11 protein-coding genes are annotated in these 12,528 nt (G+C 69.5%); 6 read left to right on the top strand and 5 right to left on the bottom strand.

Annotated features, from left to right (window positions below; translation table 11 throughout):
• A partial coding sequence (locus tag VF794_RS34605; protein ID WP_331117394.1) for a glycosyltransferase family 39 protein occupies positions 1 to 1,037 on the bottom strand: 1,037 nt, incomplete at its 3' end.
• A 196-nt stretch (positions 1,038 to 1,233) separates the two neighbouring features.
• Between VF794_RS34605 and VF794_RS34600 the strand changes: the two genes are divergently transcribed.
• The 3 genes from VF794_RS34600 (at position 1,234) to VF794_RS34590 (ending at position 5,467) form a co-directional block, all read left to right on the top strand.
• Entirely contained in the window at positions 1,234 to 3,282 is a 2,049-nt protein-coding gene (locus tag VF794_RS34600; protein ID WP_331117393.1) for a thioredoxin domain-containing protein, read from the top strand.
• Positions 3,283 to 3,409: 127 nt separating this feature from the next.
• Positions 3,410 to 4,300 carry a lipase family protein gene (locus tag VF794_RS34595; RefSeq protein WP_331117392.1) on the top strand — a complete coding sequence of 297 codons (891 nt, stop codon included), beginning with the start codon at positions 3,410 to 3,412 and terminating at the stop codon, positions 4,298 to 4,300.
• Positions 4,301 to 4,465: 165 nt separating this feature from the next.
• Entirely contained in the window at positions 4,466 to 5,467 is a 1,002-nt protein-coding gene (locus tag VF794_RS34590; RefSeq protein ID WP_331117391.1) for a hypothetical protein, read from the top strand.
• A 21-nt stretch (positions 5,468 to 5,488) separates the two neighbouring features.
• Here the strand turns inward: VF794_RS34590 and VF794_RS34585 are convergent, their stop codons facing one another.
• The gene (locus VF794_RS34585; RefSeq protein WP_331117390.1) at positions 5,489 to 6,058 is read right to left on the bottom strand and encodes a GNAT family protein; all 570 of its coding nucleotides are present in this window, start codon (positions 6,056 to 6,058) and stop codon (positions 5,489 to 5,491) included.
• A gap of 101 nt (positions 6,059 to 6,159) precedes the next feature.
• Between VF794_RS34585 and VF794_RS34580 the strand changes: the two genes are divergently transcribed.
• Positions 6,160 to 7,731 carry a vanadium-dependent haloperoxidase gene (locus tag VF794_RS34580; protein ID WP_331117389.1) on the top strand — a complete coding sequence of 524 codons (1,572 nt, stop codon included), beginning with the start codon at positions 6,160 to 6,162 and terminating at the stop codon, positions 7,729 to 7,731.
• Positions 7,732 to 7,746: 15 nt separating this feature from the next.
• On the opposite strand, the gene VF794_RS34575 is transcribed toward VF794_RS34580, so the two are convergent.
• Genes VF794_RS34575 through VF794_RS34565 form a run of 3 tightly spaced genes read right to left on the bottom strand, consistent with a single transcriptional unit; the run spans position 7,747 to position 10,788 of the window.
• Positions 7,747 to 9,291, bottom strand: coding sequence for a transglutaminase-like domain-containing protein (locus tag VF794_RS34575; protein WP_331117388.1), 1,545 nt, complete (start codon positions 9,289 to 9,291; stop codon positions 7,747 to 7,749).
• 35 nt (positions 9,292 to 9,326) lie between these two features.
• The gene (locus VF794_RS34570) at positions 9,327 to 9,650 is read right to left on the bottom strand and encodes a GNAT family N-acetyltransferase (RefSeq protein WP_331117395.1); all 324 of its coding nucleotides are present in this window, start codon (positions 9,648 to 9,650) and stop codon (positions 9,327 to 9,329) included.
• Between the two features lie 13 nt (positions 9,651 to 9,663).
• A complete protein-coding gene (locus VF794_RS34565) occupies positions 9,664 to 10,788 on the bottom strand; it encodes a D-alanine--D-alanine ligase (protein ID WP_331117387.1) in 1,125 nt (374 codons plus the stop codon).
• A 109-nt stretch (positions 10,789 to 10,897) separates the two neighbouring features.
• Here VF794_RS34565 and VF794_RS34560 point away from each other — a divergent pair, with 109 nt between their 5' ends.
• Positions 10,898 to 12,187: an HD domain-containing protein gene (locus VF794_RS34560; RefSeq protein WP_331117386.1), complete on the top strand. Its 1,290-nt coding sequence runs from the start codon at positions 10,898 to 10,900 to the stop codon at positions 12,185 to 12,187.
• A partial coding sequence (locus VF794_RS34555; RefSeq protein ID WP_331117385.1) for an NUDIX domain-containing protein occupies positions 12,184 to 12,528 on the top strand: 345 nt, incomplete at its 3' end. The genes VF794_RS34560 and VF794_RS34555, both read left to right, overlap by 4 nt.

Raw genomic sequence — 12,528 nt, 5'->3', positions numbered from 1 at the left:
GCCACGTCCTCGCGGGTGAGGCCGGGGAAGAGGCGTGAGGGGTCGCCGAGCACGGAGAGCTCCGCCCACCCATGGGTGCGCGCCAGGAGGACGTCGCGCTCGAAGCGCAGCACGGGGAAGAGCAGATGCGAGGCCACCGCGAGCACGACGGCGAGGTTGGCCAGGGCCGCGGCGCGGAACCACCCGGGACGCATGCCGGCGATTCCCACACATGCGGAGAGGTACGCGGCCGCCGGCCAATTGGCCTCGCCCCGGGTGCGCAGGGCGGCATAGCCGAAGAGGAGGAGGGGAGCGGCGGCCGCCGCGCGCAGGAGGAACTGCTCCCGGGGGCCACGGAAGACATACACCGCCGTCAGTGGGAGCAGCACCGCGCCCCCGAGCGCGAGCTGGCCAGCGAGGAACTCGCCGAAGGTGCGCCACCCGCCCGTGCCCCCGAGGCCGTGCTTGAGCTGGAAGGCGAAGCCCACCCACTCGTGGCGCGCGTTCCACAGCACCACGGGCAGGAAGAGGAGCACGCCGAGGAGCGCGGTGAGCCACGCTCCGGCGGGCAGGCGGCGCGCGCGTACGCAGGCCGCGACGAAGGCGGCGGCGAGCAGCACGCCCGGGTACTTGGACAGCAGGGCGAGTCCACAGGCGAGGCCCGCGAGCACCCACCGCTCGCGGTACAGCGCCCAGAGCGCGAGCGCCCAGCAGAGCAGGAGGGGCGTATCCGGGGTGGCCCACACGCCGGCGACGATGCCCACGGGCACCACGCTCCACAGCGCGGCCGCGCGCCAGGCCGCCTCGCGGTCGCCGTACACGTCCCGGGCGAGCCCCCACACGGCGGCGATGGTGCCCGCGCCGCACAGCAGGGCGGTGAGGCGGATGCCGAGCGCGGCGATGAGCCAGGCCACCAGCGGTGGGTGGTCGTAGTAGCCCCCGGCGGGGTGCTGGCCCCATTGCCAGTAATAGGCCTCGTCGAAGTAGACGTCCGTGCCCAACGCGAGCGCGAGCCGCACCCCGGCACTCAGCGCCAGCAGCACGAGGCTGAGCGTCACGAGGGAGGGGGAACGGGAAGGGAGGGGCTCGGCCACGTCCCTGGACAAAGCGCAACGGCGAGCGTTTGCCCAGTCCCTTTCTGCCCGTCCTTGAACGCTCGGGCTTGTCCCGGAGGACACGCACCCTCCGAGGAGCTTGCTCGTGCTGTCGGTGGCCCTTATCTCCTCCTGTCCTTCCCCACCTCAGGAGCGCCCCATGGCCCAGACTCCGCCGTCCGGTGTGACCAACCGCCTCGCGCGAGAGCCCTCGCCCTACCTGCGCCAGCACGCCAGCAACCCGGTGGACTGGTACGCCTGGGGGGACGAGGCCTTCGCACGGGCCCGGGCGGAGAACAAGCCCATCCTCCTCTCGGTGGGCTACTCGGCGTGTCATTGGTGCCACGTGATGGCCCACGAGTCCTTCGAGGACCCCACCATCGCCGGGTTGATGAACGAGTGGTTCATCAACGTGAAGGTGGACCGCGAGGAGCGGCCGGACGTCGATCAGATCTACCAGGGCGTGGTGCAGTTGATGGGGCAGGGGGGCGGGTGGCCACTGACGGTATTCCTCACCCCGGAGCTGCTGCCCTTCTACGGAGGCACCTACTTCCCGCCGAGGGACAAGTACGGCAGGCCGGGCTTCCCGAAGGTGCTGGAGGCGCTGCACAACGCCTGGGAGACGAAGCGGGAGGACGTGCGGCGCCAGTCGGAGGAGTTCCGCGAGGGCCTGGGCGAGCTGGCCAGCTATGGCCTCGACGCGGCCCCGGCGGCGCTGAAGCCCGAGGACATCGTGAGCATGGGTGAGTCCATGCTGCGCCGGGTGGACCCGGTGAACGGGGGCTTCGGTGGCGCGCCCAAGTTCCCCAACCCGATGAACGTGGCGATCCTGCTGCGGGCCTGGCGGCGCGACACCGGCAACGAGGCGCTGAAGAAGGCGGTGCTGCTGACGCTGGAGCGTATGGCGCGCGGAGGCGTCTACGACCAGCTCGGGGGCGGCTTCCACCGCTACTCGGTGGACGAGCGGTGGACGGTGCCGCACTTCGAGAAGATGCTGTACGACAACGCGCAGCTGCTGCACCTGTACACGGAGGCGTACCAGGTGGAGCCGCGACCACTCTGGCGCAAGGTGGTGGAGGAGACGGCGGAGCACGTGCGACGGGAGATGACGGACGCGCGCGGCGGCTTCTACGCGACGCAGGACGCGGACAGCGAGGGCGAGGAGGGGAAGTTCTTCGTCTGGAAGCCCGAGGAGGTGCGGGCGGTGCTGCCGCCGGAGCTGGCCGAGCTGGCGCTGCGCCACTTTCGCATCACGGCGACGGGCAACTTCGAGCATGGGGCCACGGTGCTGGAGGCGGTGGTGCCGGTGGAAGAGGGGGAGGAGCGTCGGTTGAGCGAGGCCCGGCGGCGGCTCTTCGAGGCAAGGGAGAAGCGGGTGAAGCCGGGGCGGGACGACAAGATCCTCGCGGGGTGGAACGGGCTGATGATTCGAGGGCTGGCCTTCGCGGGCCGCGTCTTCGAGCGGGCGGACTGGGTGGAGCTGGCGCGGCGCTCGGCGGACTTCATCCTGGCGGAGCTGTGGGACGGCCAGCACCTGCGGCGCTCGTACCAGGAGGGACAGGCGCGGATTCCAGGCTTCATCGAGGACTACGGGGACCTGGCCGCGGGGCTCACCGCGCTGTACCAGGCCACCTTCGCGCCGCGCTACCTGGAGGCCGCGGAGGCCCTGGTGAAGGTGGCGGAGGCGCGCTTCTGGGATGCGGAGAAGCGGGCGTACCTGACGGCCCCCGTGGGACAGCAGGACCTGGTGGTGGCCAACTACGCGACGTTCGACAACGCCTTCCCCTCGGGGGCCTCGACGTTGACGGAGGCGCAGGTGGCGCTGGCGGCGCTCACCGGGAACAAGCAGCACCTGGAGCTGCCGGAGCGCTACGTGTCTCGGATGCGAGAGCAGCTCCGGCAGAACCCGATGGGCTACGGACACCTCGGGCTGGCCGCGGACGCGTTGGTGGAGGGCGCTCCGAGCGTCACCTTCGCGGGGACACGCGAGGCGGTGGCTCCGCTGCTGGCCGTGACGCGGACGAGCTACGCCCCCACGTTCGCGTTCGCCTGGAAGGACCCGGGTGCGCCGGTGCCCCCGTCGATGCGCGAGAACTTCGAGGGCCGCGAGCCGGTGGGGGGACAGGGCGCCGCGTACTTGTGCCGCCACTTCGCCTGCGAGCCACCCACCACCGTGCCGGAGGAACTCGCGAGGAAGCTGTCCCCCTGAGGAAAGTCCAAGGAATTCAACCCCTTGGGCCTCCCAGGCGGGAAATGACGCGCCCGTACGCAACTTGTGGAGGCCAAATACGACAATGTAGGCAACCAACCGACTTCAAGCTCCAAGGTGGTCTGCCATGTCGACGCGCGTTTCTTCCCAGCCGAGCCCTGCCTCCCCCGTCCGGACGAGCCGGGCGAACGAGGTGAGCGTCTCGAAGGAGTCGCGGTTCTCCAACGACTTCAAGAGCTGGCTGAACGCGAACGGCTACGGCAAGTACGAGTTCGCCAAGGGCAACGTGCCGGCGTTCGGCGGCAAGGCCGGGCCAGGCGAGAAGGTGACGAAGGAGCCCGTCATCTTCATCCACGGCAACTCCGACAGCGCGGCGGGCTGGAAGAACTCCATCGAAACCTTCTCGAAGCAGGGCTACAAGCCCTCGGAGATGTACGCCATGACGTGGGGGCCGTCGAACCCCAAGCTGGCGGGGCAGCAGCACCACTCGGAGAAGTACCTCGAGGAGGTGCGCGCGTTCATCCAGGCGGTGAAGGAGTACACGGGGGCCGAGAAGGTGGACGTCATCGGCCACTCGATGGGGGTGACGCTGGCGCGCAAGGCCATCCAGGGTGGTGACGGTTTCGACCCGTACGCGGGCAAGAAGTTCGACCTGGGCAAGCCCCTGACGGACAGCGTGGACACCTTCGTGGGGATCGCCGGAGCCAACCACGGGCTGGCCTCGGCCCTGATGACGGGCAACCTGGTGCCCACGACGAACACGTCGACCGGGCTGCACCCGGCCTCGTCGTTCCTGCGGGACATCAACGCGGTGAGCCACGACGAGGGCAAGCACGTCTACAGCATCTGGTCCAACGTGGACGAGCTGGTGGGCGTGGGCATCGCGGGCTTCACCTCGCCCATCCCCGGGCAGGACGGGCAGAAGGTGTACGGCACGTACCCGTTCGGCCACATGGGGCTCAAGAACCTGACGGCGGAGACGCAACTGGCGATGATCCGCGATCATCAAATCCGCTGAGCAAGCAAGCGTCTTCAGGCCCCGTGTGTCAGTTGCACGTGGGCTTTCGCCCTTAAGTGAACCCTTCTCTACCCTCGATAGGGGGGGCTTCCTTGCGGCCGGTCGGGTGGGCACCCACCTTTGGTCCCAATGGGCCGGTGCGTATCAGCATGCGCGGTGACGCTCATGGTGGTGCTCTGGGCTGTGCCGGCCGGTGCGCAGACCCTGGAGATTCACCGGTCGTTCGTCGCTCCGCCGGAGCTGCCCGAGCGCCCCGCGTTCGAGGAGCTCCTCTGGTCCTTCGCGGATCCGGGGCGAGGCCTGCAAGGGGGCTTCGCCGTGCCGTCGGTCTCGCTCGCCGTGCGCGCGCGGGCCTGGGCCTTCGTGCAACCCGGGGCGCGAGAGCAGCGCGAGGCCTGGGACGTGCTCTCCCTGTCGTCGCAAGACCTCACCCTGTCCGACATCCCGGCGGGAGGTCGCCTCGCCAGGTTCCTGGAGCTCGGTCCCGAGGGTGAGCGGTTCCGGGTGCACGACCTCGGTATGTGGCTCCGCGGGCCCGAGGGCCCGCTCCGGAAGACCCTGGGCCCGATGCTCGAGCGTCTTCCCGGGAAGGAGTCGACCGCGGCCCTCGCGGCGAGCGTGGTGGGGATCGGGCTGGCCTACCAGTTTGGTACCGCACAGGCGCAAGCCCTCGGGCTGTCGCCCGTGTTGAAGGGCACCACGCTCGGGGGGCGCCTCCACGGGTCCGTTCACTTGCAAACCGAGCCCCACTTCAAGAACGTGCGCGCGGATGTCGCGGCGCACTTCCGCCTGCCGGAGGTGCTGCGGCTGCCGCTGGGTGGCCAGGTCGAGCAGCTCGAGGTGGGGGGAACGGCCGCGCGCGTCCCCGAGGGGCTCCTGCTCGATGCGCGGTGGGCCCACCTGCGGGGCCGGGTGTCCTGGCTGGAGCTGAACCTGGGGGTCCGCTCCAACCACGCCGAGCCGCGTCTTTGGATGGACCTCGAGACGAGCGTGCGGCGCGAGCGCTTCGACCTGCGGGCCGTATTCAGCCGTCAGTGGGTGACCGCACGGACGCTCGCCACGGCCACGGCCACGCTGCGGACGGGCCCGGTGCTGTCCGGGCTGTTCCTCGGCCTCCAGGGGCGCGTGAAGTACACGTTCGGCCTGGTGAGCATGGGCACGTTCTGAGGAGTCGTCCCGGACAGGGTCTCAGCCGGCTCGTGGGAGGTGCCACTCCCGGCGCAGCAGCCCGTACAGCACCGCGTCCTGCACCTCGCCATCGAGGAAGTAGCGCTCGCGCTGGTAGCCCTCGCGTTGAAAGCCCAGGCCCTCGAGCACCTTGATGGAGCCCGCGTTGCGCGGGTCGACGTCGGCCTCCAGCCGGTGCAGCTCGAGCGTGGTGAAGCCAAACTCCATCACCCGGCTCACGGCCTCTCGCCCATGGCCCTGGCCCCAGTGCGCGCGGTCCAGCGCATAGCCGAGGGACGCGCGTCGGTGCTGGCCGCTCAGCTCCGCCAGGGTGCAGGTGCCCACCACCTTGTCGTCCTCGCGCCGCGCGATGCCCCACTGGAAAAGCGAGCGCTCGGCGAAGAACTTGTGGACGTTGCGCAGCAGCGTCTCCGCCTGGGCCAGCTCGGTGTACGCGGACCAGCTCCAATAGCGCGTCACCTCGCGGTTGGAGAAGAGTTCGTAGAGCGCGGGCACATCCGCCTCCGTCAGCCAGCGCAGGCGCAGGCGGGGCGTCTCCAGGGTGGGCAGGGTCTTCGCATCGACGAGCATGGTGCTCGCCAGTGTACGTGAAGGCGTCCACCCCCCATCACATCCGACAGTGGGTCCCTCTCTCTCTCTGTACTGAACAGCGAACGAAGGAGGGGCTCACCGTGGATGCCGCACTCTATTGGAATGACGTTGTCGACGATCTGAATGCTCGCGATCACACCGGAGCGCCCATCCCGGGAGATCAAGCGGGCCCGACCCGGACCTCACGCGCGGGCGCGATTGCGATGCTGGCCGTCCACGATGCCTTTTTCGGCATCCAGGGCCAGCCGACCTATCTGGGCTCGGTACCACCGGCGGATGCGCGGGCCTCGCCGCAGTTCGCGGCTGGAGTCGCCTGCGCCCAGGTCTTGTCCGCGCTCTATCCGAAGCACCGGCCCTTCATCGATGAGCGACTGGCGAGTGCTCCGCGAGGGACGGGCAACACCACCACGGCCGCCGCCTATGGGCGGGCCATCGCGGAGGGGCTGATCGCCCTACGTCGGGGGGACGAGCTCTTCGATGAGCGACATCCAACCCGGCGCAACCAGATCCCGACCCCGAGCCCCGCCTACGGTCATCACCGGCCCGATCCGATGAGCCCGGACCAGGGATTGCTCAATCCCTTCTGGGGGGGGATGCCGTTCTTCGCCACCCCGGCGCCCGCTTTCCTCGCGCCGCCCCCCGGGCAGGACGCCGCGGGCATGCTGAATCCGAGGGACCCGGTCTACGCGGCCCATAACAGGGAGGTCTACCTGCGGGGCGGCAGCCCCACTTCGTCGGAGACGATCCGCGAAGAGGAGGAGACCGTCATCGGTGTCTTCTGGGCCTATGACGGCGCGCAGAAGCTCGGAACCCCGCCGCGAATCTACAACCGGCTCATCAAGACGATCTCGAAGCAGAAGGGGCTCACCGAGGCGCAGAACGTCCGGCTGCTCGCGCTCGCCAACGTGGCGATGGCGGATGCGGGCATCCACGCCTGGTTCTACAAGTACCACTACGACCTGTGGCGGCCGGTCGTCGGCATCCGCGAGCGCACCCGGACCTTTGGCCCCAGTGCGAATCCCGGGGCGCCGCGTCTGCCCTTCTCCGATCCCTTCTGGAAGCCGCTCGGCGCGCCCAGGACGAACGAGCTGACCACGACGGGCTTCACGCCCAACTTCCCGGCCTATCCGTCGGGCCACGCCACCTTCGGTGCGGCGGTCCTGCACATCACGCGCCTCTACCTCGCGTCGATTGGCAAGGCCACGCTCCATCCCGACGGGAGCGATGACGTCGGCTTCGACTTCATCTCGGAAGAGCTCGATGGGCAGTCCCGGCATGTCGACGGCAGCGTGCGCACCCGGCACGTCCGTCGCTTCTCGAACCTGCTCGAGGCGATCACCGAGAACGCGGTGAGCCGCGTCTACCTCGGCGTGCACTGGCGGTTCGACGGCACGACGGGGGGATACGACTCCGACGGGGCGGGCGGTGAGGGCCCGTCGGCCAGGTTCGATCCCGATCCGGACAGCGTGGTGTTGCCGCGCGACTCCATCGGGGGAGTGCCGCTTGGGCTCGACATCGCCGAGGGGATCTTCAAGAGCGGGCTGAAGCGGAGCAACGCGAGCCTGGCCAGGGGGGTGCCCCCGCCGCCGAGCACGCCCCCCAAGGAGCCCTGGGGCCGCGGGCATCTGCGCAAGAAGGACGAGCCGAAGTAGCTGACGCTGGCGTCGCTACTTCACCTCGACGACCTTGAGCTGGCCGATCAGGGGGGTGATCTCCGCGTTGCCCTCCTGACCGACACCGAAGTGCGTGGCGTCCGCCACCACCTGGTTGAAGGTGGGGTCCATCTGGGTCCACTCGCCCACGAAGGCCTCCACCCACTCGTGCCAGTAGAGCGCCGGCACGCCGTCCTGGTTCACCATGTAGACGACGCCGTCCACGCGCCGCGCCGGAATCCCCGCCGCCCTCAGCAGCGACACCGCCAGCAGCGAGTGCTCCGTGCAGTCCCCCTTGCGCTGGCGCAGCACGTCCGTGGCCCGGTCCGCGCTCGCCCCGTAGTCCTTCTCCAGCGTCGTGGCCACCCAGGTGACGATCTTCTTCGCCGCCGCGTAGGCGTCCTTCTCTCTGCCCACGAGCTGCTCGGCCTGCTGGCGGATCTGCTCGCTGTCGCTCTCGACGATGATGGAGGACTTGAGGTTGTCCCCCCCCTCGGGGTCCTTGAGCGGCCGGGGCTTGAGGTTCTTTGGCTCGGGCGCCCGCGCGGACAGGGTCACCTGCACGCGCCCGTTCGGCTGCTTCTCGTACTTCTGCCGGTAGCTGTCCCGGTGGAACTTCTCCGGCAGGCTCGTCATCACCAGCGTCACCTGGCCGGGAATGGCATGCGCCTGCTCCGGCAGCCGCTTGGGCAGCACGACGCGGGTGAGGCCGAACACCTCCACCAGGTCCAACCGCTTCGCCACGGACTCGGGCTCGGCGCGCGCCTTCATCGTCTCGCCGAAGTCGACTTCCAGCACCCGCCCGTCGTCGGTCGTCACGTAGGTGGTGACGGGCACCTTCTCCTTCTCCGACAGGGTGACGGTCTTGCCCACCCGCACCCGCACCCCGCTCACGAGCCGCTCCTCCGAGGCCTCCACCGTGGTGCTCACCGGGTAGGTGCCGAGGTCCGTCCCATCCAGCGTGTGGCCGTCCACCTTCTTCTGGCGGAGCAGCGCCACGCGCACCTGGTCGGCGTCCTCCACCGTCTCCGTCGTGGCGGGCGCGTTCACCGTCTCGTCCGGCATGCCCGGGCGCTTGCGCACCACGCTCAACCCGGTGGGCGTCGCGGTGCCCACCAGCGTCTGGTTGCCACCGTCCCCACGCTGCTCGATGGTGAAGGCCACGAGCTTCCCGCCGGGCTTCGCCTCGTAGATGCGCTCCTCCCGGTGGGTGCGCTCGGAGAGCCGGGCGCCCACCTGGGCCTTGAAGTTCAGCTCGCTGATGCTGCGCACCTGATCAGCGCGACCGGGGACCGGGCCTACCTCGTTGAAGACGTAGCCCACCTTCTTGTCCACCAGGTACAGCCCCAGGTACTCGCCGCCCTGGGGCCGGCGCGCCTTGAGCACATCCGAGACCTCGGACGGAGCCTGGGCCGGTTGCGCGGGCGGGGCCCGTTGCGCCTGCCGGGCCTGGGCCTGGGGGGTCTCGGGCGCCTTGTCCTGCTGCTTGCAATGCACGAGCGCCAGGCTCAACAGCGCGGCGCTCAGCGGGAGGAGGGAGGCTTTTCTGGGAAGTCGCATCACTCACCGCGCTCCGGCCCGGGGCCTGGAGCCGCTCAGATTCTCTTGGAGAGCATGATCAGGTCGTCGCCGACCTTGTAGAAGTCGCGGATGCGCGCCTCTTCCGTGTACTTCATGGAGGCGTAGAAGCCGCGGGTGGGGCCATAGGCCTCGGTGGCGCTCGTCTCCACGCGGATGAGGCGGGCCTTCTGGCGGCGCAGGTCGCCTTCCATGCCGGCGATCAGCGAGGCGCCCACGCCCTGGCCGCGCACCGTGGGGTCCGAGGCGATCCAGTACAGGTCGTACGTTCCCTCCGTCATCGGCGTGGGGCCGTAGCACACGTAGCCGACGATCTTCCCGTCCTTGTCCGCGACCTGGATGGTGTAGTCGCGGTTATTCGGCTGAAGCGCGAGATCGACGAGCTCGATCGCGACCGTTACCTCTTCCGGCGAGAACGTTTCGATTCGCTGAATCAGGGAGGCGAGCTGCTCCCGATCCTTTGCTTCGAGGGGTCGAATGTCCATGTGCTCTCTCTAGCGCGATTTCGACCAACCGGGTGGCCAGAGAGGGGTAATCGATGCCGGCGGCGCGAGCGGCCTTGGCGAAACCCGCCTCGGGGTGGAGGTCGCAGTTGGGGTTGATGTCGATGACGTAGGGCACGCCCTGGGGCGACACCCGCATGTCCACGCGGCCATAGTCCTGGCACTCCAGCGCGGCGAAGGCATCCAGCGCCGTCTGGACGAGGCGGGCCTCCAGCGCGGGGTCCTCCAGCAGGCACAGCCCCGAGGGGGTGTTCTGGTAGTCGGCCGAGTCGGCCTCCCACTTCGCCGCGTAGGTGACGATGTTGGGCCGGTCCTCGAAGAGCTTGCCGAAGTGGATCTCCGTCAGCGGCAGGGCACGGCGCGGCTGGTTGCCCAGCAGCGGCACGTAGATCTCCCGTCCGGCGATGTACTGCTCGATCAGCGCGGGCTGGTGGAAGGTGCGCAGCACCGCCTCCACCGTGCGGCGCAGGGCGGCCCGGTCGTGCACCACCGAGTCGGCGGTAATCCCCACGCTGGCGTCCTCGCGCGCGGGCTTGACGATGAGGGGGAAGGGCAGGTCCACCGCCTCCAGGTCCTCGAGACGCTCCACCCGGGCGAAGCCCGGAGTGGACACCCCACGGGCCCTGAGCAGCTCCTTGGCCTTGTCCTTGTGCAGCGCCAGGCCCAGCGAGAGGGCGGGCGAGCCGGTGTACGGCAGGCCGAGCATGTCCAGCAGGCAGGGGATGACCATCTCCCCCCGGCTGTCGGCGGCCACGGACTCACAGAGGTTGATGACCAGGTCCGGCCGCATCCGGGCGAGCACGTCCACGAAGTCCAGCCGGGAGCCCTCGACGGGCAGCGGCTCGGCGTGGGTGTCGCCTCGGGAGAGGGCCTCGGAGAGCGCGGAGGCCACGCGCGTTACGTCCTCTCGCGCCTCCCGACCCGGGTCGTCCTCCAACAGCTCATGGTCTCGGTTGTACAGGATGGCGATGTGCATGCGTTGTGCTGAGTGCGATCAGGGTTAGCACGTCCCTCCGGGGAGTGACAGTCTGCTGTGGCTGATTGGCTGGCCGGCGTGCAGTCCCAGGAAGTATGAGAGGAGAACCATGCGGATTCGAGACCCCATCCACGGCACCATCGACGTGAGTGGTGAGGAGAAGGCCGTCATCGACAGCCGGTACTACCAACGGCTGCGGCACGTGCGGCAACTGGGTTTCGGTGACCTGGCCTTCCCGGGCGCCACCCATACCCGGCACGCTCACTCGCTTGGCGCCATGCATGTCGCTTCCCGGGTGTTCCACGCCGTAGCGACCCGTTCCAGCCTGCCCGACAAGGTCCGGGCCCGCTTCAGTGCCGCGGTGCGTCTGGCCGTGCTCTGTCATGACCTGGGGCACATGCCCCTCTCGCATGCCTCGGAGCGCATCGCCCCCGCGCGCTCGGCCCTGCGGTTGCCTTCCTGGCTGGACTCCGTGGCGGAAGGGGAGCAGGCCACGCACGAGGACTACACCGCCAAGCTCCTCCTGGACAGCTCGCTCACCCCGCTCATCGAGCAGCACTACGGACCGCTGGGCATCACCCCCGCGGCGGCGGTGGCGCTCATCACCGGGGCCCGGCCGCCGCAGGCCCCGGACTTCTCGCACGCCGGGGTGGACTGGACGCCGCTGCTGCGCGCCATCGTGTCCGGCGAGCTGGACGCGGACCGGATGGACTACCTCGTACGTGATTCCTTCTACACGGGAGTCAACTACGGCCGGTACGACATGGATTGGATCGTTTCCAACCTCAACCCGGCGGTGAAGGATGGGCGCGCGCACCTGGCGCTGAGCCGGGCGGCGGCGTTCGCCTTCGAGGACTTCCTCCTCAGCCGCTACCACATGTTCGTCTCTGTCTACTACCACCACACCTCGGTGAACTTCGACTACATGCTGCGGCGCTACTACGAGGAGTCGCCCGGCGAGTTCGAGATTCCCGCGGACCCCGAGTCCTTCCTCTTCTGCGATGACGTGGCGCTCTGGTACACGCTGCGGCGCTCGAAGAACCCGTGGGCGCAGCGCATCGCCTCTCGCCAGGGCTTCAAGCTGCTGGCCCAGTTCACCGAGCGGGACGTGGGCTATGACCTGGACGTGCTGCGCAGCGCCCTGGTGACGGGCGGCTTCGAGCACTTCGCGGTGGAGTCGCGGGGCGTGCTCTCCAAGTACTTCTCCGAGGGCTCGGGGCCGAGCCTCTACATCATCGACGCCTCCACCGGCCGGCTGACGGAGGTGGCGCGCTACACGCCCCTCTACCAGCGCTACAGCGGGGCGGTGCGGCTGTCGCGGCTGTACGTGCGGCCGGATCAGATCGAGGACGCGCGCAACCTCATGGCGCGGTTGCTGGGCCAGGTGGTGCAATCATGAGCGAGGCGTTTCCCGGGATGCCTCCGCCGCCCCCCGTGGCGGCGACGAGGCCCGCGTCGGTGGTGGTGCCGTACCGCAGGACGCCCGAGGGCGTGGAGGTCTTCTGGGTGCGGCGCGAGAAGGCGCTCGCCTTCGCCGGGGGCTTCTATGCCTTCCCTGGCGGCAAGGTGGACAAGACGGACGCGCTGGTGCCGGTGCGAGGGGCCTCGGGGCAGGAGGCGGCGCTGCGGGTGGCCGCGGCGCGCGAGCTCCTCGAGGAGGCCGGGGTGCTGGTGGCCGAGGGCGCCTGGCGGTTGAGTCCGGACGAGGTGCGGGAGGCTCGCCGCGCGCTGCTGGAGAAG

The sequence above is a fragment of the Archangium sp. genome (genome assembly GCF_036389735.1).
Lineage (GTDB): Bacteria > Myxococcota > Myxococcia > Myxococcales > Myxococcaceae > Archangium.
Note: the sequence above shows the minus strand (reverse complement) of the source record. Positions and strands in the feature narration are given on the sequence as shown.